The organism is Bacteroides sp. 1_1_14, from assembly GCF_000162515.1.
In the GTDB taxonomy this organism is placed as follows: Bacteria; Bacteroidota; Bacteroidia; order Bacteroidales; family Bacteroidaceae; genus Bacteroides; species Bacteroides thetaiotaomicron.
In genome coordinates, this window is record NZ_GG774708.1 from 301459 (window position 1) to 324061 (window position 22603).

13 protein-coding genes, 2 tRNA genes and 2 pseudogenes are annotated in these 22603 nt (G+C 38.4%); 11 read left to right on the plus strand and 6 right to left on the minus strand.

The window, feature by feature from the left end:
* The first annotated feature begins 52 nt into the window (after positions 1-52).
* The 5 genes from HMPREF9007_RS07105 to HMPREF9007_RS07085 all read left to right on the plus strand — a co-directional run bounded on the left by HMPREF9007_RS07105 (position 53) and on the right by HMPREF9007_RS07085 (position 3902).
* Positions 53-463: an SRPBCC family protein gene (locus HMPREF9007_RS07105; protein WP_008762668.1), complete on the plus strand. Its 411-nt coding sequence runs from the start codon at positions 53-55 to the stop codon at positions 461-463.
* A 101-nt stretch (positions 464-564) separates the two neighbouring features.
* Positions 565-1905: an argininosuccinate lyase gene (gene argH, locus HMPREF9007_RS07100; protein WP_008762669.1), complete on the plus strand. Its 1341-nt coding sequence runs from the start codon at positions 565-567 to the stop codon at positions 1903-1905.
* A gap of 80 nt (positions 1906-1985) precedes the next feature.
* A tRNA-Gly gene (locus tag HMPREF9007_RS07095) sits at positions 1986-2058 on the plus strand.
* Positions 2059-2072: 14 nt separating this feature from the next.
* Positions 2073-2156 (plus strand) — tRNA-Leu (locus HMPREF9007_RS07090).
* 522 nt (positions 2157-2678) lie between these two features.
* The gene (locus HMPREF9007_RS07085) at positions 2679-3902 is read left to right on the plus strand and encodes an FAD-dependent oxidoreductase (protein WP_008762670.1); all 1224 of its coding nucleotides are present in this window, start codon (positions 2679-2681) and stop codon (positions 3900-3902) included.
* Positions 3903-4039: 137 nt separating this feature from the next.
* On the opposite strand, the gene HMPREF9007_RS0125305 is transcribed toward HMPREF9007_RS07085, so the two are convergent.
* The 3 genes from HMPREF9007_RS0125305 to HMPREF9007_RS07075 form a co-directional block, all read right to left on the minus strand.
* Positions 4040-4246, minus strand: coding sequence for a hypothetical protein (locus HMPREF9007_RS0125305; protein WP_008766982.1), 207 nt, complete (start codon positions 4244-4246; stop codon positions 4040-4042).
* A 53-nt stretch (positions 4247-4299) separates the two neighbouring features.
* A complete protein-coding gene (locus HMPREF9007_RS07080) occupies positions 4300-4590 on the minus strand; it encodes a hypothetical protein (protein WP_008762672.1) in 291 nt (96 codons plus the stop codon).
* Between the two features lie 297 nt (positions 4591-4887).
* Entirely contained in the window at positions 4888-5184 is a 297-nt protein-coding gene (locus HMPREF9007_RS07075; protein WP_008762673.1) for a YtxH domain-containing protein, read from the minus strand.
* Positions 5185-6044: 860 nt separating this feature from the next.
* Here HMPREF9007_RS07075 and HMPREF9007_RS07065 point away from each other — a divergent pair.
* Positions 6045-10036, plus strand: a pseudogene (locus tag HMPREF9007_RS07065) (response regulator).
* Between the two features lie 148 nt (positions 10037-10184).
* On the opposite strand, the gene HMPREF9007_RS07060 reads toward HMPREF9007_RS07065, so the two are convergent.
* Positions 10185-11699, minus strand: coding sequence for an SLC13 family permease (locus HMPREF9007_RS07060; protein ID WP_008762675.1), 1515 nt, complete (start codon positions 11697-11699; stop codon positions 10185-10187).
* 217 nt (positions 11700-11916) lie between these two features.
* On the opposite strand from HMPREF9007_RS07060, the gene HMPREF9007_RS07055 reads away from it, so the two are divergent.
* The 4 genes from HMPREF9007_RS07055 (at position 11917) to HMPREF9007_RS07040 (ending at position 19609) form a co-directional block, all read left to right on the plus strand.
* Positions 11917-13806 carry a fibrobacter succinogenes major paralogous domain-containing protein gene (locus tag HMPREF9007_RS07055; protein WP_008762676.1) on the plus strand — a complete coding sequence of 630 codons (1890 nt, stop codon included), beginning with the start codon at positions 11917-11919 and terminating at the stop codon, positions 13804-13806.
* 12 nt (positions 13807-13818) lie between these two features.
* Entirely contained in the window at positions 13819-15627 is a 1809-nt protein-coding gene (locus HMPREF9007_RS07050; RefSeq protein ID WP_008762677.1) for a hypothetical protein, read from the plus strand.
* 667 nt (positions 15628-16294) lie between these two features.
* Complete coding sequence (locus HMPREF9007_RS07045) at positions 16295-17812, plus strand: PCMD domain-containing protein (RefSeq protein WP_008762679.1); 1518 nt, start codon at positions 16295-16297, stop codon at positions 17810-17812.
* 282 nt (positions 17813-18094) lie between these two features.
* On the plus strand, positions 18095-19609 hold the full coding sequence (locus HMPREF9007_RS07040; RefSeq protein WP_008762680.1) for a PCMD domain-containing protein: 1515 nt from the start codon (positions 18095-18097) through the stop codon (positions 19607-19609).
* 120 nt (positions 19610-19729) lie between these two features.
* Here the strand turns inward: HMPREF9007_RS07040 and HMPREF9007_RS07035 are convergent.
* Both HMPREF9007_RS07035 and HMPREF9007_RS07030 read right to left on the minus strand, forming a co-directional pair.
* Positions 19730-20516, minus strand: a pseudogene (locus tag HMPREF9007_RS07035) (porin family protein).
* Positions 20517-20528: 12 nt separating this feature from the next.
* Entirely contained in the window at positions 20529-21653 is a 1125-nt protein-coding gene (locus tag HMPREF9007_RS07030; protein ID WP_008762681.1) for a PCMD domain-containing protein, read from the minus strand.
* A 622-nt stretch (positions 21654-22275) separates the two neighbouring features.
* Between HMPREF9007_RS07030 and HMPREF9007_RS07025 the strand changes: the two genes are divergently transcribed.
* Positions 22276-22603, plus strand: a 328-nt coding sequence (locus tag HMPREF9007_RS07025) for a transposase (RefSeq protein ID WP_008762683.1), incomplete at its 3' end; no start/stop codon positions are given.

Consider the following 22603-nt stretch of genomic DNA (forward strand, 5'->3'; position numbering starts at 1 on the left):
GACAATATCTGTTCGGATAGTTCTTTCTTTGATTTTATACGAATAAAGAATTATGGCTAATTTTGAAAGTAGTGTAAAGGTAATACCTTACAGTCAGGAACGTGTGTATGCCAAGCTGTCGGACTTGAGCAACCTGGAATCAGTGAAAGACCGTTTACCGGAAGATAAAATACAGGACTTGAGTTTTGATTCGGATACACTGAGCTTTAGCGTTTCGCCTATCGGTCAGCTGACGTTGCAGATTGTTGAGCGTGAACCTTGCAAATGTATTAAACTGGCAACTACCAACTCTCCGCTACCTTTTAATATGTGGATTCAGCTAGTCTCAACAGCAGAGGAAGAGTGCAAGTTGAAAGTGACTATCAGTATGGATATCAATCCGTTTATGAAAGCGATGGTACAGAAACCTCTTCAGGATGGTCTGGAGAAGATGGTTGAGATGCTGTCGATGATTAACTATTAAACAGGTAATAAGTAATAAATAATAGGTAATACCCGCGGAGTATCAACGTAACTACGATTATTACCTATTACTTACTACTTATTACCTAATACTTAAATATTATGGCGCAGAAACTTTGGGAAAAATCCGTGCAGGTAAATAAAGACATCGAACGTTTTACGGTGGGACGTGATCGTGAGATGGATCTTTATCTGGCTAAACATGATGTACTCGGTTCTATGGCTCATATTACGATGCTCGAAAGTATCGGTCTGTTGACCAAGGAAGAACTGGAACAGTTGTTGGCTGAGTTGAAGACTATTTATGCTTCGGCCGAAAGAGGTGAGTTTATAATAGAAGAAGGAGTAGAGGATGTGCATTCGCAGGTAGAATTGATGCTGACCCGCCGTTTGGGAGATGTCGGTAAGAAGATTCACAGTGGTCGTTCACGGAATGATCAGGTTTTGCTGGACCTCAAACTCTTTACCCGTACACAGATTCGCGAGATCGCGGAAGCGGTGGAACAACTCTTTCATGTGTTGATTCTTCAGAGTGAGCGATATAAAAATGTCCTGATGCCGGGATATACCCATTTGCAGATTGCGATGCCTTCATCCTTTGGATTGTGGTTCGGTGCTTATGCCGAAAGCCTGGTGGATGATATGCAGTTCCTGCAAGCGGCTTTCAGGATGTGCAATCGCAATCCTTTGGGCTCTGCAGCAGGATATGGCTCCTCTTTCCCGTTGAACCGGACGATGACAACCGATTTGTTAGGTTTCGATTCGCTGAATTATAATGTCGTTTATGCGCAGATGGGACGTGGCAAGTTGGAGCGTAATGTTGCTTTTGCATTGGCTACCATTGCCGGAACGATCTCCAAGCTGGCTTTTGATGCTTGTATGTTCAATAGTCAGAACTTCGGTTTCGTGAAGCTGCCGGATGATTGTATTACCGGTTCGAGCATCATGCCTCATAAGAAGAATCCGGATGTGTTCGAACTGACACGTGCTAAATGTAATAAACTGCAGTCTCTTCCTCAGCAGATAATGATGATAGCAAACAATCTGCCATCCGGTTACTTCCGTGACTTACAGATTATTAAAGAGGTTTTCCTTCCCGCTTTTCAGGAACTGAAGGACTGCTTGCAGATGACGACTTATATCATGAATGAGATTAAGGTGAATGAACATATCCTTGATGATGATAAATATCTGTTTATTTTCAGTGTCGAGGAAGTGAATCGACTGGCTCGTGAAGGTATGCCTTTCCGTGATGCGTATAAGAAAGTCGGTCTTGATATAGAAGCCGGAAAATTTACTCATGACAAACAGGTGCATCATACACACGAAGGAAGTATCGGTAATCTTTGTAATGATGAAATCTCCGCATTAATGCAACAAGTGGTCGATGGCTTCAATTTCTGTGGAATGGAGCAGGCTGAGAAAGCATTATTAGGGCGATAAAATATTTTCTGCCAAACTTTTTTGATCGAAAGTTTGGCAGAAACAAGGAAACTCATTATCTTTGCACCCGTTGAAAAAATGCGGAAATAGCTCAGTTGGTAGAGCATAACCTTGCCAAGGTTAGGGTCGCGAGTTCGAGTCTCGTTTTCCGCTCTCTTTGAAAGGATGCTCGAATGGTGGAATGGTAGACACGAAGGACTTAAAATCCTTTGGCCATTGCGGCTGTGCGGGTTCAAGTCCCGCTTCGAGTACGAGTATTCCTGATTAAAGGCTCTGTAAATCATTGATTTACGGAGCTTTTTGTGTGTTTCTACCGCCATATGCCCTGCTGATAAAGGGGCAATTACAACCTCACCGAATATATTTGATAATTATTGTCATTGAATTTATTTTTAATGTTAAAAAAGTATGTGATGGGGCTACTGAGATTTAATTTCATACCTTGATATATTATTTAGATAGTATGTTGATATTTTGTTTGGTGAATACCTTCATATATGCTGGTTGTTTTACAATATTTCTTATGCATTAAATAGATGTTAAATCCAGTCTTTTCCTTCGAACTATCTTTTTTTGTGTGATGTTGTTTATTTTGAGAACGTTTTGATACAATGTAAAAGATATTGCGCAATTGAACAGGGTGAATAGTATCTTATTATAAATCGGGAGTAAACTCTTTTGGGAATGCTTTTGTGTTTTCCATGTTTTTACGTTTTTCTCCCCGCTGTAAGTGTGGAGGAGGATGAAAGGGAGTTTGCATAATTCAATATATTATGGACTTACATTCAGGATTGCCCTATTGGGTTGTTAAAAATTCATTGTTAGATTACTTTCATCCCTTGGAGGATGATTTTTCAACAGATATTGTAGTTGTGGGGTCTGGTATAACGGGTGCTTTGATGGTACACGAGCTTTGTAGTGCCGGTTTAAGATGTTGCATGGTTGACAAACGAAGCATTGCAACTGGAAGTTCCATTGCAAGTACCGCTTTACTGCAATATGAAATTGATGTTCCTCTTTGTGAAATGGCAGAAATTATTGGAGAGGATAATGCTGTTTCTGCATATCGCGCATCTTTGGCATCAATTGCTGATATTGAAAAGGTATTAAAGGAAACAGGAGTAGATGCTGATTTTGAAAAACGACCAAGTCTTTTTTATGCTAGTATTCCAAAGGATATAGAATTAATTGAAAAAGAATATGTGATACGAAAGAAGCACAATTTGCCGGTTCGTCTGCTGGAAAAAGAGGAGATAAAAAAACTGTATAATATAGAGGTTCCAGGCAATGCACTGTTAAACCGAGTATCGGCACAGATGGATGCTTACAAAGCGGCTACTGGTCTTTTGCTCTACCATATGAAAAAAGATGGACTGGAAATTTTTACTCATACCGGTGTAACAGAATGTGTTGAAATGCCTGAAGGATATATTATAGAAACAGATAGAGGGCATAAAATAGAGTGTAAATATGTGATCATCGCAGCCGGATTTGAAGCAGGGAAGTTTTTATCTCGGGAAATTATGGATTTGACTTCAACTTATGCACTTGTGTCGCATCCGGTAGATTCTAAAGATTTGTGGCCTGAACAGTGTTTAATTTGGGAAACAGCTGAGCCATATTTGTATATACGGACTACAAGGGGAAATCGTATCATTGTCGGTGGTGAAGATGAAAAGTTCAGTGATCCGGAGCGCCGTGATGCGTTACTCAGAAAGAAAACTCTTGTATTAGAAAAGAAATTTAGGAGATTATTTCCAAGTATTCCTTTTAAAACAGAAATGGCGTGGTGTGGCACTTTTAGTACAACAAAAGATGGGTTACCCTTTATCGGTAATTGTCCAGATAAGGACAGGATGTTTTTTGATTTGGGATATGGTGGCAACGGCATAACCTTTAGTATGATTGGAGCACAGATTATCTGCAAGAAGTTGCAAGGTATAGATGATGAACGCGGTAGGATTTTCGGTTATGAGAGAATTGAAAAATATTGGTAATTTGCAGAGAGTAAAAGTCAATAGTAACTCAAATCTCCTTCTTGAAGGAGGGAAATTTTGGGAGAGTTGCTATTGACTTTTGCTGTACTCTCCCATGTTTAGAATTATATTCATATAAATATTGCTTTCTGATGTAGCTAATATTTTTGAACTCCAGTACCCAGCCATTGCGGCATTCGTGCCTTGCCGTAGAAATAATAGAACAGCAATCCTATCCAGCTGGTAAGAACGATTAAGATAATAGCTATCAGCCGTCTTTCTATTGGTGCATGGATACGCCATATTTCCAGTGCGGCTTTGATAGTCAGTACTAATCCAACAATCCATATTACAAATCCAACCATAGCTTATTAATATGTAAGAAGTTACTATTTATAGAATGATATACGATTAAGAATCAGTCAAGTTTTTTACTTACATCTTTTTTCACTTCGTTATATCCTTCCTTGATTTCTTTCTTGGTTTTCTCTGCGTTGTTTTGAACGTCTTTTTTGGTGTCTTTCCATGCATCTTTTACGGCATCAGCACCATCTTCGATTTTATCGGATACTTTGTCCACTGCATCATTGACGTTTTCTTTCACTTTTTCAACTTGTTGTTTCGCTTTATCCTGTTCTTTTTTATTACGACAGGACGTGAAGGATATTATAGTTGTAACTACAAAAATCGCAAATAATAATTTTTTCATATTCTTTTAAATTAAAATTGTAAAGTCACTTTGAGAATAAATAGGTGGATTCTTCAGGCAGATTCCTGTCTGCCTGAAGAATGACACAAACTTAACGATTCTGAATGCCTATTTCTTTTCAGTTTTTTTGCTTGAAGTCGAAGACTTGCACTCTTTAGCTTGGGCGGTCTTTTTAGTGCCCTTTGCCTCTTCCTGTTTCTTTTCAGTTTTCTTGTTCATAATTCAAAAGTTTTAGTTAATAATTTAGGTTTATTCAGAAACACTCTAGTGTTCTTAATTGGTTTACTAGAATCTGTTTCATTTTTTTGCATCAGCAGCTATTGTATGCATTTTGCCTTTAAGGTCATCTGCCTTTTCAGCTAGGTCGAAAGTTTTGTCTGCAACTTTATCGGCTACGGCAGCACCCGTATCCAATACTTTTTCCTTTGCAGTATCTAACATTTCTTCGGCTTGCCCACTTATTTTATGAAAGGCATCACATACTTTTTTCTTTAGTTTTTTGGCTTTAGAAGTTCGTGAAAAACGATAGACGAGGGCGCCAATGACCGATCCTATACCAAGACCGAGCCATAAATCAGAAGTTCTATTTTCCATAATTAAGTTGGTTTTAGATAGTTAAAAATAGAGTTTGGTAATAAGTAAGAAACTGTATGTAAGTTAAGTTCTTAAAGTCACATACTTATTAGTGGGTTTATATGTAAATATATAGATATATAATTAGTATTTTATAAAGGAAAAATATTTTGCTTGTTGAATGGAAAAATGTTTATTCATATCGCTAGAATATTCTTCTTTACAGTCAGCTTGTTTGCTGTCTCATACTTGATAAACAATAAATTATTGTTCCTATGATAGAACTGACTATTAATCTGATCCATAAATTTGAACTTATACTTTTCATGGCTGTAGATTTTATTGATGAAACAATATTTAAAACTTATTTTTTTAGAAAAATATGTAGGTTTCCTCTATTACACTTCCCCGATTTATTATATTACTTTTGTTATATCATCCGAAATGTACTTAAGCTCCTACTGTATGAAAAAAACACGGGATTAAAAAAAATAGTTCGAAGTTTGAAAATGGAATTAACATCATTTTTTATTTTATGGAAAATTGAAAAAGAGGCTTATGGATTTTAAATGCATAGCCGAAGGAATAAATATATGATTGAAATTGTCCTAATAATAAGATGATTCCTGTTCGTGTATATTTATGATCTGATGCTGGAAAATCGTACAAAAAATGACTAATATAATTTAGAAAGAGCACTTATCTATTTCCGATGTTTTTGTTGGGGAGTATTTGGGGTATTATGCGGTATTTCCGATAGATGAGATAGTTGTGTTTTTTAAGTTTCTGTTTTTAACATATAATTATTAATTTATTCAGTTGCTGTTTAAATAATATTTTCATATTTTTGCAAATATATTTTTGAGTGTTTTGTGAAAGGAATGAAGATAATTGTAAAAAATAGAAAACTTTTAGTGTTTATAGTTCTTCTCATTAGTAGTGCTGTGAGCAAGGGGCAAATTTATAAGTACATAGGGTTGGAAGACGGTTTGAACAACCAGAAAATCTACCATATTCAAAAAGACCGACGCGGATATATGTGGTTTTTGACTCAGGAGGGGGTAGATCGTTATGACGGTAAACACATCAAGCATTATACTTTCTCGGATGACAGTATGAAGCTGGACTCACGGATAGCTTTGAACTGGCTTTATATGGATCAGGAAGATGTATTATGGGTAATCGGGCAGAAAGGACGTATTTTCAGGTATGATTCACAACATGATAAATTTGAATTGGCTTATGTACACCCTGAATTGATCCGAAATAAGTTTCAAGCATTTCTTGATTATGGTTATCTGGACAAGAATGATCATATTTGGCTATGTTACAAAGATACAATTACCTGGTATAATATTCGTACTGGAACAACACAACATATGCCAAAGCCTGTCGATGGTGCAATATCTACTATTGAGCAGGCTGATGGCGGTCATTTTTTTATCGGTACGGGAAGCGGTTTGTTTTGTGTCGGGATAGAAAAGGGAGAGCTGAAACAAATTCCTGATGAAGTAGTAAAAAGCATCGTTACACCTGTTCACGAACTGTATTACCATACTGTGTCAAAGCAATTATTTGTGGGTAGTTATAAAGAAGGGATACTTATATATGATATTGGTAAAACCCAAAAAATCACTCCTTGTTATGCACCAAACAATGTGGAAGTTAATCAGATTGTTGCTCTGAACGCTGATGAGTTGTTGATAGCTACGGGTGGAAAAGGAGTATATAAGCTGAATGTAAATACTTGTAAGAGTGAACCTTATATAACGGCTGACTATAGCAGTTATAATGGAATGAACGGAAACAATATCAATGATATCTATGTGGATGAGGAGGAGCGTATTTGGCTTGCCAATTATCCTACTGGTATTACCATTCGTAACAATCGTTATGGAAGATATGATTTGATAAAGCATTCTCTTGGCAATAACCGGTCGTTAGTGAATGATCAGGTGCATGATGTGATAGAAGATAGTGACGGTGACCTTTGGTTTGCAACTAGTAATGGAATTAGTTTTTATCAGACCGATACAAGAGAATGGCGTTCTTTTTTAGTTCTTTTGATCCGGTGCCGGATGATGAGAATCATATCTTCTTGGCGTTGTGTGAAGTCTCTCCTGGTGTGATATGGGCTGGTGGTTTTACGTCTGGAATTTATAAGATAGAAAAGAAGAAAGGGTTTAAAATAAGCTATCTTTCGCCTGCGGCCATTGCAGGAATACGTCCTGACCAATATATTTATGACATTAAAAAGGATTCGGGCGGTGATGTATGGTCCGGTGGATATTATCATTTGAAACGCATTAATCTTGAGACTAAAAATGTTCGTTTGTATCCGGGAGTAAGTTCCATCACCACCATTCTGGAGAAAAATGCCCGTCAAATGTGGATTGGTACAAGAATGGGACTCTATCAGCTTGACAAGCAATCCGGTGTTTACCGGTATATTGACTTGCCTGTTGAATCTCCTTATATATGTGCATTATACCAGAGAGAAGATGGTATCCTGTATATTGGTACTCGTGGAGCAGGTCTTCTTGTTTATGATATCAATAAAAAGAAGTTTATTCATCAGTACCGAACTGATAATTGTGCACTGATTTCTGATAATATTTATACGATTATTCCGCGTCAGGATGAAAATCTCCTGATGGGTACGGAAAATGGTATTACGATTTATTCACCTAAGGATCATTTTTTCCGTAACTGGACACGGGAGCAGGGACTGATGAGCGTAAATTTTAATGCCGGTTCTGCCACAACTTACAGTAACAGTACGCTTGTCTTTGGTGGCAATGATGGTGCTGTTAAGTTTCCGACAGACATAGAAATACCTGAGCCATATTATTCGCGTTTGTTATTACGAGATTTTATGATAGCTTATCATCCTGTCTATCCTGGTGATGACGGATCTCCCTTGAAGAAGGATATTAACGAGACTGATTGTCTGGAATTGGCCTACGGTCAAAATACTTTTTCGCTTGATGTGGCTTCCATAAATTATGATTATCCTTCTAATATTCTTTATTCATGGAAAATCGACGGTTATCATAAAGAGTGGACCCGTCCGAGTCAAGATAATCGGATTGTTGTTAGAAATCTGCCTCCTGGCAGTTATACGTTACAAATTCGTACTGTATCTAATGAGGAGAAGTATAAAACTTATGAAACAAGGAGTATTCAGATCATTATTACCCCTCCGGTGTGGGCCAGTATGTGGGCAATGGTGGGGTATGCAATTCTGGTGGTCTTGATTATGATTATCATATTCCGTGTTATCATGTTGCATAAACAAAAGAAGATTTCTGATGAGAAGACACGTTTTTTTATTAATACTGCTCATGATATACGTACGCCGCTGACATTGATAAAAGCACCGCTGGAAGAAGTTGTTGAAAACCATATGGTGGCAGAGAAGGCATTACCCCATATGAATATGGCCCTAAAGAATGTGAATACATTGCTTCAGCTGACAACCAACTTGATAAACTTTGAACGGATCGACGTATATTCGTCTACTCTTTATGTTTCTGAGTATGAATTGAATTCTTATATGAATGATGTTTGTGCTACTTTCCGCAAATATGCTGAGATGAAGCGTGTCAGATTTGTTTATGAGAGTAATTTTGATTATTTGAATGTGTGGTTTGATAGTGACAAAATGGGGTCTATCTTGAAGAATATTTTGTCAAATGCGTTGAAGTACACGCCAGAGAATGGTAGCGTGTGTATTTGTGCTTGCGAGGAAGGGAATACTTGGAGTATTGAGGTAAAGGATACAGGAATTGGTATTCCTTCATCTGAACAGAAGAAATTATTCAGAAATTGTTTCCGGGGTAGTAATGTAGTCAATTTGAAAGTGACCGGAAGTGGGATTGGATTGATGCTGGTATATAAACTGGTTAAGTTGCATAAAGGAAAGATCCATATTCAAAGTGTTGAACATCAGGGAACATGCGTGCAAATTACTTTCCCGAAGGGAAATACCCATTTGCATAAAGCAAAGTTTATCTCTCCAAAAACGCCGAATGAACGTATGGATGCTGTTGTACTGGGGGGAACTTCTGACTTGCCGGTCTTGGAGGCACCTCAGATAAAAACCTCTTTACAGCGTATTCTGGTAGTGGAAGATAATGATGATTTGCGTAATTATCTTGTGGATATGCTTATGGCAGGGTATAATATCCAGTCCTGTTCCAATGGCAAAGATGCGCTTGTCATTATAAAGGAGTTTAATCCAGATCTTGTTATATCCGATATAATGATGCCTGAGATGAGTGGAGACGAACTGTGCTCAGCTATCAAAACGAGTGTGGAAATGTCTCACATTCCAGTCATATTGCTGACTGCGTTAGGGGATGAGAAAAATATACTCGGAGGACTGGAAATCGGAGCAGATGCCTATATAACCAAGCCATTCAGTGTGGGTATACTAAAGGTTACTATTAAAAACATATTGGCAAATCGTGAATTGCTCCGTCAGGTCTATAATAGTATCGAAAATAAAGAAAAGCATTTACCTGTCAATTGTACTAATACTTTGGACTGGAAATTCATAGCTTCAGTCAAGGAATGTATAGAGAAGAATATGGGAGATTTGGACTTTGGGGTAGATGTACTCAGTAATCAGCATCATATGAGTCGAACAAGTTTCTATAATAAACTGAAAGCGCTGACCGGTTATGCTCCGGCTGACTACATCCGGATGATCCGTTTGCAACGTGCAGCACAATTATTAAAGCAGAAAGAATATACAATAACGGAGATTGCTGAAATTGTCGGGTTTTCGGATGCGAAGTATTTCAGGGAGGTATTTAAGAAGTATTATAATGTCAGTCCAAGTAAGTTTGTGAATTCGGATCAGGAATAGAGTAGGCGAGATATCGTTTTATACCATTGTTGTTTCTTATAAACTTTTGGAGAGGATTATAGGACGCTAAATTTGAAAAGAAGAAGATGTCAAAAGCAAGATAAATGTATCATCCTGCTTTTGACATCTTCTTTTTTAAATAGATTATTTATAATAACTTGTTGGAGCCGAGTATGATCAGCATTGTATATCCCAAGATAAGTCCTATAATTCCCATAATAATACCTACCTTTTCCATATCTTTTTGCTGAATCATTCCTGTGGCATGTGCCAGGGCATTAGGTGGTGTACTAATTGGTAATATCATTGCCAGCGATGATCCGATGGCGACTCCAATTAATAAAGTCTCTACACCTCCCAACGATGACAGGTTTTCACGCATGCTGATTCCGGCAATGGCGAGAATAGGGACGAGTAATGCTGCAGTGGCTGTGTGTGAAATAAAGTTGGCCATAGCATAGCAAATCAGTCCGGAACCGACAATCATCAGTACAGGGGGCCATGTGCTGAATGGGATGGCTTCGATCATATGCTTTGCCAGTCCGGTCTCTTGCAAGGCTACGCCCAATGCGAAGCCGCCGGCTACCATCCAGAGTACACTCCAGCTGATCTCTTCCAGGTCACGTTTGGTAATAACGCCTGTTATACAAAAAACAGCTACCGGAATCATTGCCACTACATTGGAGTTTACTCCTGTAAATTTGTCGAACATCCACAATAGAACCGTTATAGCAAAGGTGATATAAACCACAATGGAGCGCCAGTCTTTCTTTGCTTCACCTTCAATTTGCAGTTCGATGCTCTTTTGTTTGAATGGAAACAGTCGTAAGAGAATAAACCAGGCTATAAACAGTACAATAATAGTGTAAGGCAACATAAAGCTCATCCATTCTCCAAAACCGATATTCAGATTTAATCCTTCCGGATCATTCAAATACTTTAAAGCAATGGCGTTAGGTGGTGTACCGATAGGAGTTCCCATACCACCTACATTGGCAGCAACGGGAATGGCCATAGCCAATCCGATTTTCCCTTTTCCATCTGCCGGGAGTGCTTTTAATACGGGAGTAAGGAAGGTAAGCATCATGGCCGCCGTAGCCGTATTGCTAAGAAACATGGAAAAGACAGCTGTAACGAGGATGAATCCCAATAGCACATATCGTGATTGTGTTCCGAAAGGTCTCAGCATAACTCGTGCCAACAATACATCCAGTCCACTTTTGGTTGCTGCGATGGCAAGAATAAATCCACCTATAAACAGCATGATGATAGGATCGGCAAAGCAATGCAGGATAGACTTATATTTGACTGTCTGTCCCAATTCCTCCGCAGGAGTATTTTGGGTTAAGAACCATAAACTACTGTCGGAAACGGTAAGTAATAATAGTACAACAATAAGAACGGAAGTGGTCCATGCCGGGACAGCTTCGAACACCCACATGAGTGTGGCGAAAATGAAAATGGAAATAAGTCTTTGTTCTATAACGGTCAACCCTTCTATTCCAAAAGTATCAATGGGAAGGAACCATAAAATAAGAGAGAGGGTAATAGCTATGGTTAACTTTATACATCGGGCCACTGTCTGATTCTTTGCTAACCGTTTAGCTTTCTTTAAGTCCTGATAAGCTTCTACTAGGTGGAAGCCGTGAAAAATCTTGTACATAATATTAGAATGAGATAAAATTAAAAAACGTTTGCAAAAATAACTTTTTATTTTGTATTTAGTTAGTCTGACGTTAAAGATTTCTTTTATTCAACATATTTATTAAAATTTTATGCAGATGACTTGCTGTATTGAAAAAAGTAGTATTTTTGCCGCCGCTTTTGGAAAATGCATTTATAAAGTTTCCAATATTCAGTATTATTTTAATCAAAAAAACATGAATTATTCTTGCAGAAAAACCATCGTTCCTATTATAATAGGAACATTACTTTCAGGCGCCTGCTCGAACGATGAACCAACCGGGGGAAAAGGCCATCAACAAACTTATTCAGTGGTATTAAAAGGAATTACGGTAGCAGGAGAAGAATCTTCTGAAGAGCTCAAAGATGTATCGGTTTTCCAGTTTAGTGACGGGAATTTATATAAAGAGGAACAGCTGACTCCCGGGCAAGGCGGACAGTCGGAGATTTCTGCGGTCAGCGGATCTCGACTTTATTTTCTGACCGGACTGGAGATTCCTGCCGGAGAGAAAGCTAAAAGTGAAGAAGAATTTCGTAATACGATTATCGGTGAAGGATTGCATGATAATTCTGCGCCGGATTTCATGGCGGCTGTAGTCGAATTGGAGAGCGGAGTAGTGACACGCAGCAATGCGGAGGTCAATGTAATTATGAAACGCGGTGTGGCGCGCATTGATTTGAACACAACAGCCGACAGCAAAACGCAGATAAAGGAAGTCATCGTAGAGAATGCTCCTGCCGAGACTTTACCATTCCTCGAAAATGTCCGGGCGTCGGATAAAACGGTGAGCTATCGGAAGGAGTTCTCTTCTGCATTCGATGGCAAGCAAGAGGGGGTATTCCGTCTGTTCGAAAGCACACGTCCTGTCAATATCATCTTGCGTGGAACCTATGGTGAAGTCCCTATCAGGTTAAAAGTCGAATTACCAGTTGTCGAACGCAATAAAGTATATGAATTGGCAGTGCTCAATGTGGGAGCTGAAGTGACAGGCGTTTTTGAGATCAAACCGTGGGAAGAAGGGGAAACTATTGTCGGAAAGCCTGATACGAACCAACGTCTTTTGCTTAATGCGTCGAAATCCAGGATTCCGGAAGGGGTGAAGGTAGACTATGAGAATAATATACTGGAAGTGCCTGCTACAGGTGCTGATGACATGACGCTGGCGTTCGTTACAGACACTCGTATCGATATTTCTTCTACAGAAGGTGCCGGTAGCGGAACAAGTGTAGGCAATATGTCCGTGTCGGAAGAGGCGGAAGGTATCGTGTCGTCATTTAATGTATCGGTTGCAGCGCAAGGCAGCGGTCGCCTGGGCTATACGGTTTTGGTGCATTTGAAAAATGCCTTGTTGAGTGGAACATATGATTACGTGGAGATACGTGTGGCTCCGAGTGACAAACAGATTGAAACTGTGGAAATCGCAGGAAATGTATGGATGGCATTTAATGCGCGTAGCCGCGATCTGGAAGATCAGATTTATCCGTTGGACGGGGCTACGGTCGAAGATATGTATCATAAAAGTTGGATTAACACGGTGGGTGGTCTGTTCCAGTTTGGACGTTTATATATGTACGTGCCTTGGCAGGGGTATAATCCTTCCAACAATTTAGGTAACCAGACAGCTGATGCACCTTGGGTAAATGATACACATATGCCTTGCCCTGAAGGATACCGGATACCGACTGGTAACGAATGGCAGTCTCTGCTTCCTGCAGACCAAGAGATTCCGGGTAGATATAAGGCAGGAAATGGAGAAACAATTGCCGCTACACTTCACATCGGAGAAGGAACACTGATAACTCCGTCCAGTGGTGTGACGGGAACACAGCATTATGTGAAGTTTACTTCGGAAGACACCGGTCGCAGCCTTATTATTCCTTTGGCTGGCTCGAAGGGAGATAAGTCGTCATCCAATAATCCGGCTTTCGGGAAAAGAGCTGTGTTGTGGACAAACGAACGTAACGGTCTTCCGGGCGGTTATGCATGGGCTTACTGGTTGCCGTTCGAAGGAGCCGAGACAGCCGTTATTAAGAAACAGCGGTTACAGATGGAAGCATTTGCATCCGTACGTTGTGTAAAGAAATAGAGGAGGCTGTTTATGAAGATGCTAAGAATCATAATGATATTACTGGGCGCATTATTGCTTACCAACTGTTCGGGTGATTTTGAACAGGAGACCGGCATTGTTCCTTCCCATTCCGGACAAGTGTCGTTTTTGTTTGGGTTGCAGCAAGACGATGCGTCCGTGGTGCAGACACGCGGAAGCAAACCGGAGCAGATCACTCGTATGTGGTATGCTATTGCCAATGAACGTGGAGAGATTATTAAGCCCTTATATCAGAAGCTGGAAGAAAACTTCTCAAAATTGACTATCGAAGGATTGAGTATGGGGGATTATACAGTCGTTTTTCTGGCTACTACGAGCGAGGAAGAAGATGAGGCTGTTAAAGAACCCGAAAAACTGTCCGATGACTGGTTGATAAATCATGCGGAAAATGCGCCGTTAGATGCGGTTTACTTTTATAAGAAAATAGAATTGCATATCGGCAGAGATCAGGCTTCGGTGTCGCATACAGTGGTCTTGGAGCGTTCTGTAGGGCGAGTGGATGTCGATTTGAATGTATCGTCCGATTATATGTGGAGATTCATTCGTAAAATCGATATAACTTTCGACGATGCCGAAGGAATATATGGGACTCTTGGTGCAGACGGGAAATATTCCGGAACCAGAAAGATAGAATCTTATGACATTACCGGGAAATACTCGTTTTACTCATTGCCCGGCACAAAAGCATTATCCGGATTTGTGACGATTGAGTCCGATCGCAGTGACGGAACTCAGTTTGTCCGTAAATACCGTTTCACGGATTGTAAGATTGAGGCAGGTCGTGTATCTCATATTAGTATTGATTATCTGCATCCAGAAAATCAGGATGGTTCACTTTATGTTCGCAAAGAGGACTTCTTTCGGTTTCGCGCGGATACGATGTTTTTGGCCAGTGAGCCACGTGAGGTCTTTTATGACAGTCGCCGTCGTTCTTTTTATGCGAATGCTCCGTTGCAGGTTTCCATTTCAGACGAACATCAGTTGCTTGTCAAGTTCTTTTCTCCTGTAGGTATTCAGGATGTGAAGATTATGTGCCGCTTTAATAAATTTAGCATGGAGTTCTTCGAACTGGCACATTTTGAACAGATTTATCCGTTTATGGAAGCGTCATTCCCCTTGCCGGTTGTAGATTCGGAACGGACATTCACTACAAGTAGTGGACGGAAGATAGTGGTGCCTGCACAGCCCGGACTTTCCAATGACGATGTGACGCTTGTTATTCGTACAGAAGATCCGTTTATGAAGAAAATAGAACAGATAGACAGTCGCTGGTTTATACGTTTTTCTTCTTATTCGGCTGACAATGGTCATGCGTATTGGCGTCATATGAATCCGTTATTGTGCCGTCACGGAGTGGCGTTGGCTGTCAATATGGCTTTCATGTTCTCTTCCGAAGAGTTTAATATGGAAATGAACAAATACGAAGGTTTGTTGAAAGACAATGGAGGAAATCCGATCAATCTGGATGCGTTGCGTCAAAGAATCCGTAATCATGGCGGGCTTGTGCTGGGTTGTGTTGCCGGTGTCGGCGGATTAGGTGGAGGCAATACGTACGGCTTGGCTAATTATTGTTATACCGGTGTTTATTTTGATGCGACTCCTCCGGATGCCCATCCGCATAATTATCCCCGTCAGGCCATGTTTCATGAATACGGGCATTGCCTTGGGTATAGCCATAGCAGTACGATGACATATGGTGACCAATGGACGGTGTTGTGTGCAACGGTTTTTGTGGATATGGGAAAGAATGGCAAATTGCCGGTATGTTCGAAAGAGATAATAGCACAGTTACCGATGTAATCTGAAATCTTTTTCCTTCTTGCTTATTGCAAGTACAAGAAAAGCCCCGAACCATCACGGTCCAGGGCTTTTTTCATCATTATAAACATGTATATAAGCAATACTAAATTTAAACACGTAAGACATCACGCATACAAACGACGCTAACTGCCCATTATGGGCTGTCAACATTTGCATATATATATATTTATAGATTAAGAAAGAATATCGCATCATCACGACTGAATATTCTGAGTAAAATGATATTAAATCAGTAGTAATTTCAAATGGTTTCGCCATCACAACGAAACGACATTTGTAATAAATTCAATATTAAACATGTCTAACTTTGTACTTTGACAAACTTTCAATTATGACTAAGGCTGCAAAGATACAGCTTTTTTAATAAATATGCAATAATTATAATGTCGTAAATTCACTTCCGTCATTCGTAAGGGGGAGGCTGTTGAGCGGATATTAAATTGGGGAAAGTTTTATTTGACTGTCGTTGATGGATGTGGGATTTATAGGATATAGAATCACGACCTATAAATACTTGTTTTTAGAGTAAATATTGAGAATATATTAAAAATGGAACATATAATACCAAAAATAGCACTTGCGGTAGTGCTTTTTAATAATTAACTTTGCATAATTTTATGTGATAAGAAATATTTAATATTTAACTATGAAGATTATGAAGAAAAGATTGTTGTATTTGTTCATGCTTATTTGTTCCATAAGTTTATTTGTGAGTTGTAGTGATGATGATGATGTGAAATATCCTGTTGATAGTGAACTTGCAGGTGCATATAAGGGAACGATGGATGTATATTATGTGGGAGTATCTACTCCTATTGCTTCTGATATGGTTCAGAAGGTTTATATTTCAAAGGCTTCAGATACTGCCGTTAAATTAGAATTGAGAAACTTTACTATTACCGTGGCGGGTACTGAACTTCTTATTGGTGATATAACAGTGGATAATTGTGCTCTGACAAAAAGTGGTGATACATATAAGTTCTCAGGCAATCAGAAGTTAAGTCTTGTGGTGGGTGTGTGCAATACATCCGTTTCGGGTACAATTGGTAAGGATGCTGTAGATATGGTTATTGATGTAGATGTAGAAGGCGGAATGAAAGTTAAAGTCAATTATAAAGGTGCTAAACTATCGGGAAGTGAAAAATCAGAGGCTAAAATTACTAGTTTTACTATTGATAATGAGGTTGTGACAGTAGCGCCGGTTATTGATGAAGAAAAGGGTACAATCTTGTTTAAAGTGAATGACGAAGCTACTGATGATGATTTGAAATCATTGACTCCGATTATTGAAATATCAGAAAAAGCTACAGTGGCTCCCAAAAGTGGTGTCCCACAGGATTTTTCCGCTGGTAAAACTGTTACCTATACAGTTATAGCAGAAGATGGAACGACTAAAAAATATGTAGCTTCAATAGCGGGTAGTCAGAATTTTTTAAAGTATTCATTTGATACTTGGGTTGTTCAACATGAAGGTTTGAAAAATGAATATTGGAATCCGGCTCCAGTGGATCAATTGAGCACTTCCAATGAAGGAGCAGGGCTTTTAGCTACTTTAGGTTTTAAAGGTGGTTTTCCTGTGGTAGAAGATAAAGATGGTTATAGTGGCTCCTCTGCCAAGTTGATAACTTTATATACAAAAGGAGCTGGTTTTGGATTGGCCCCTGCGATAACTTCGGGCTCTTTATTTACTGGTAGTTTTAAGACCGATGCATCAGATCAGTTAAATTCTACTAAATTTGGTATTCCATATGCAAAAAAACCTTTGATATTTAAAGGTATTTATAAATATACTCCTGGTGATAACTATGTAGATGGTTCTGATAAAAAGAATGTTCTGGAACATCTGGAAATTGTGGATGAGTGCTCTATAATGGCTGTTTTGTATGAAGCTGTGGATAGTGAAGGCAAAGAGGTAATACTTACTGGGCATGATATTGCATCTTCGGAGTATCGTGTAGCTGTAGCTGTATTGGAAGATGGTGGAGCAAAAGCTGAGTGGACTACTTTTGAGTTGCCATTCAATAATTTGGACGGAAAATCTTATGATATGTCTAAATCATATAAACTGGCAATTGTATGTTCCTCAAGTAAAGATGGTGCAGCTTTTAAAGGAGCTGTAAATAGTACTTTAATTATCGATGAGTTAGAGGTTATTGGAGAATGATGAGGAGGTTAGATTGAATCAATTAGTTAGAAATATAACTTTGAAAACTATAGTATTTTTGAATAAAAAGGGGGGATTTTAATCTCCCCTTATTTAATGCTCTTTTGTTAGATGTAGTGTAAATATGAACCTTAAAAACTCTATAATAACAGTGTTTTGGGTAATGTAATCTTAAAATCAGATCATAAAATACAAAGAATAGACCTTGTGATAACTAATATAAATATGTTACTTTGTACCCGATTTTGCGATCAAATAGATTATTAATTAAATAACAGAATTATGAAAAAGAGTTTGTTGTATTTGTTTATGCTTATTTGTTCAGTCAGCCTTTTTACGGCTTGTAGTGATGACGACCCAGAAACTATTCGGGATGGTGAAATTGATGGAGTTTATTGGGGTAAGTTAGATGTTGATGCAGCTGGAGTTATTGAAGTTAATGATATAACACAAAAAGTATATATTTCTAAGACTGGTGAAAACCAAATTAAGATGGAGCTGAGAAACTTTAGTTTTCAGACATTGAATCTTGGTACTATTGCAGTAGAACAGATTTCTGTACAAAAAAATGGTAATAGTTATACTTTTGCAGGTAGTCAGAATATTACATTATTAGTTGGTGAATGTGCTGTAACAGTGAATGGAACTATTGAAGGTGATAAACTGGCAATGAATATAGCTGTTGTTGCTGGCGGAACTTTGAATGTGAAGGTTGATTTTGCAGGAACAAAACTGTCTGCAGATCAAAGTTCAGAGGCTGCGATCCAGAGCTTTGTAGTTAAGATAGGAGATGCGAATGTAGAGGGGAAAATAGATGGGAATAATATTAGTTTTATTATTCCAGATGGATTGGAGAACTTGACGTTTGCGCCTACTATTGTTATTTCTGATAAAGCAACAATAACTCCTGCTTCTGGAGTAGAACAAGATTTTTCATCTCCTGTAATATACACAGTGACTTCCGAAGATGGAATTGTAACTACTAAATATACAGTTTCTGTATCAGGTCAAATAAGAGATTTTGGATTCGATGAATGGGAGACTATCAAATCATCTACATCGGGTTCTACAGAACAATATGATGTTCCTAAAGGACTTTATGGTACTAGTAATCCGGGAATTATGACAATTAACGAGATGTTTGGTTCAAATCTTCCAGAGCTGTTCTCATATACAGTTTCTCCTGTAGAAGGACAAAGTGGTAAAGCAGCTAAATTGCAAACAGTTTATACTTACATGTTTTTAAATGGTATGGATTTTAATGCATTATTAGGAGGGTTGGTACCTTATGTAACAGCAGGCTCATTATTTACAGGTATCTTTAAAACTGATATGAATAATACTTTGAATAGTACAAAGTTTGGTGTTCCTTTTGTTGGGGAACCTGCTACTTTTACTGGCTATTATAAATATACTCCAGGGACAACATATTATAATAATAAAAATGAAGTCGTAGCTGATAAAACAGATGAATGTTCAATATATGCAGTTTTGTATGAAGAACTTTTGGATGAAGAGAATAACAACATTCCGTTGAATGGAGACTACAATGATCCTGATCTATATATTGGAAGCTCTAAACGTATTGTAATGAAGGCCGTTTTGGAAGATGGAACAGCGAAGAGTGATTGGACTAAGTTCTCTATCCCATTTAAATTATTGGAAGGGAAAAGTTATGATGCAACTAAAAAATATTATTTAGCTATTGTGTGTTCCTCAAGTGCTGAAGGAGACTACTTTATGGGCGCTCCTGGTAGTACCTTATTTATTGATAGTTTTACGGTAACACCTCAATAGTGTGTTGAGTATAAGAAATATATAACAGAAAAAGCCGTTAATTCCAATTGTATACATTAATGCAATTAAAATTAACGGCTTTTTTAGTTGTTTTTATTTAAATAAATTGTAGTGTTTTCTCTAGAACGCATATCCGAATCCTATATTCAAATAAATAGGATACATAGCGAATGAGATGGTATCAAAATCCTTTTTGAAGATATCGTTCAAGCCCCATGTTAAATCAGCATACACATTTAAATGTTTGAATGCTCTCCACTCACCGCCTAGTTGCAATCCCCATTGGAATTTACGCAGATTGTCAGAGAAATCATAAGTAGCAATGCTTTCACCAGTAAAATCTACTCGCGAACCTGTCTGATCCGGAGTACGCAAGTGACCTTCATATACATGTCCGGAGAAGTTTCTTTCAATAAGATAAGATACATACGGACCTGCTGAGACTTTCCAACGTTTGCTTACTTTATAGTTGGCAACTACTGGGATAGTCAGATAAGAGTTTTTGACTTTAGTCTTTACGCCACCGGTCCATAAGCCTTGTAACTCTCCGCCGTTAGTGTTGATAATCTTCATCCCATAGTTCTTTACTGTGGCTTCTGTGGTCATATTCTTGTTTTCAAGTCGTACCCCTACAGTCATTCCCCATTTCGTGTCAAACCATTTAGTTGCGTTTCCTTCAATTGAAATGGCGAGGCCACCAGGGGGCATAGCTATCTATTTTACGAATTTCTTCAGGTAGAGGCAATGGAGAAGTTCCTCCAATACTGAAACCTGCCTTGATTCCATATTCCCATCCGTGTAAGTACGACCAGATGATACCTTGATTTCTTTCTTCTTGCGCCTGCGCTGAAAGTGTACTTACTAATAGTAGTACAGCTATAATATTGAGTAATTTATATCTTTTCATTTTCTTGTTTTTTTAGTCTTCGCAAATAAGTTCTACTTCATCGACATACAGTGTACTGCCTACTGCTCCCTTAAAATAAGCACCGTCTACACTGGACGAAAGCACTATACCTAATTTGTATTTTCCATTTTTTAATTTGGTATCATCAATTACTTGTCCTTTTATCGGTTCGAAAGGAATTTCAAAATCGGTCCATTGATCTGATTCAACAACATCTTCCGGCTTAATTCGTGCTAATGATACTAACTTATCTGAAGTAAATACATCATCACCATTAAGCATGACAGAATTGTTCTCAGCTTTATACATAACAGCATAAATATCACATTTGTCTCTTACGCCTTCTTGTGGTTTTCCTTCTACGGAATATACATCTCCTGCTTTAAATTTATAATGTCCTTTGAGCGTTTTAGGGCGTTTATAGAACTGGAAACCGAAATTAGTGGCTTTTCTAGGATCTGTTAATGCATTTCCTACCTCAAATGTTCCGATAAATAAGTTACCGGCAGCAATATACATCTTTACCATTGCTCCAAAACTACCGGTATCACGAGTTTCCAATTTAACTCCTTTACCTCTGAAACCATTGGCTACCTGTACAGTCGGGTAATCTGTTTTGGAGTTTGCCATACCTGTCAATTTAAAACCCGGATTACCACTTGACCATTGTAATACTTTAGATATTTCTTGTGAAGTGCCCGGCTGGAATTCATAAAAGATATCGTAGTCATTGGAAGGTAATAACTCTTCAAAGTTGAAAGAAGTAGGTAATTCTGCTAAAACAACATTGACGGTATAAACAGGTTTCCATTGACCGTCTTCTGATGTGACAGTGAATTTCCGGGAATGTGGCTCTTCACTAAAGTCATATGTGGCTTCTGTATCTCCAGCAACTTGATCATTTATTTTTATAGTGGCTCCTTCCGGAATTACAAATTCTAACTTTTGTTTGGACAAGTCAGCTCCCTTGTTTACATATACATTGATCAGCTTTGAATCAGCATTGATGTTTGCTAATTGTACATCATCACCTGTACAAGCATCAATGGCTGCTTCTGAGTTCAGTGCTTCATCCTGTATGCAGGAAGTTGCAGCATAAGCTAGTATGAAACAGGCTATTAAAGTCTTAATTTTCATGCGGTTTAATCTTTTTAGTTACTAATTCAGTCTCTTTATATAAAACTCGGGTGCAAAGTTAAGTTTCTTTTTGAAATCTAGCGCTCTGTTAGTGAGGGAATTCAATAAAATTAGTGCCTTTTATAAAAATAGTGTGGACTAAAAGAAGAAAAAGGCTTTTGCTTAGTTTACTAATAATTCATTCCAAAATACCAAAGTGGGATAGATCGAATGGGTGCTATATTCGTGCTCGTACTCTTTAAATAACTTGTTGAAGTTTTCGTATAAGCAATCCATAGCTGAAGTGCATTTATCTGCAATGATGCGATAATTGCACAACAAAAGTGCAGTATTATGCATATTTCTGCACTTTTGTTGTGCAGAGAATTATCAAGGATTGCTCAATAGTAATTTAGCATCACTTTTGCTCTCATGCTCTAACAAACTGTCTGTATCCCTTTATTCATCGTGGTTTTCGGTGTGGTAGCAACTGTGGTAGCAGGTATGAGAGCAAATGCTTGCCCTCACTTTTCTAAATCCAATCTCTAACCTTTGTAGTATCTTCATTTTATTCCTGTAGTTCCAATGTCAATTTAGGTGTAGTGTACTGAATAAGTTGACACTTCAAAAATCGAAAATAAAGATGAAATATTCGAAAAAGAAGTACAACTATTACAGTGATGATGAACGAATGTCTTATATTCGTGAGTATTTATCAAGTCCCGAGAGCAAATCTGAGTTTTGTAAGCGTCACGGCTTTTGTGCCAAGCTTCTTACTTATTGGCTTAACAAGTATCAAATAGAAGACAAAGATATGGGTAGATCCTCTAAACCAGTAAATAGCGATGCTATTGATTCTAGTATTTCTGAGCTCCAGAAAGAACTATCGCTATTGCGTGCTGAGAACCGTAAACTTCATCGGGCTCTTGCTGATGAGAGTTACGTCACGAGGCGTGCGAAGAACTCATCAA

Coding starts and splice junctions, on each gene's coding strand:
- HMPREF9007_RS07105 (WP_008762668.1), top strand. CDS start 53: ATGGCTAATTTTGAAAGTAGTGTAAAGGTAATACCTTACAGTCAGGAA.
- argH (WP_008762669.1), top strand. CDS start 565: ATGGCGCAGAAACTTTGGGAAAAATCCGTGCAGGTAAATAAAGACATC.
- HMPREF9007_RS07085 (WP_008762670.1), top strand. CDS start 2,679: ATGGACTTACATTCAGGATTGCCCTATTGGGTTGTTAAAAATTCATTG.
- HMPREF9007_RS0125305 (WP_008766982.1), bottom strand. CDS start 4,246: ATGGTTGGATTTGTAATATGGATTGTTGGATTAGTACTGACTATCAAA.
- HMPREF9007_RS07080 (WP_008762672.1), bottom strand. CDS start 4,590: ATGAAAAAATTATTATTTGCGATTTTTGTAGTTACAACTATAATATCC.
- HMPREF9007_RS07075 (WP_008762673.1), bottom strand. CDS start 5,184: ATGGAAAATAGAACTTCTGATTTATGGCTCGGTCTTGGTATAGGATCG.
- HMPREF9007_RS07060 (WP_008762675.1), bottom strand. CDS start 11,699: ATGTACAAGATTTTTCACGGCTTCCACCTAGTAGAAGCTTATCAGGAC.
- HMPREF9007_RS07055 (WP_008762676.1), top strand. CDS start 11,917: ATGAATTATTCTTGCAGAAAAACCATCGTTCCTATTATAATAGGAACA.
- HMPREF9007_RS07050 (WP_008762677.1), top strand. CDS start 13,819: ATGAAGATGCTAAGAATCATAATGATATTACTGGGCGCATTATTGCTT.
- HMPREF9007_RS07045 (WP_008762679.1), top strand. CDS start 16,295: ATGAAGATTATGAAGAAAAGATTGTTGTATTTGTTCATGCTTATTTGT.
- HMPREF9007_RS07040 (WP_008762680.1), top strand. CDS start 18,095: ATGAAAAAGAGTTTGTTGTATTTGTTTATGCTTATTTGTTCAGTCAGC.
- HMPREF9007_RS07030 (WP_008762681.1), bottom strand. CDS start 21,653: ATGAAAATTAAGACTTTAATAGCCTGTTTCATACTAGCTTATGCTGCA.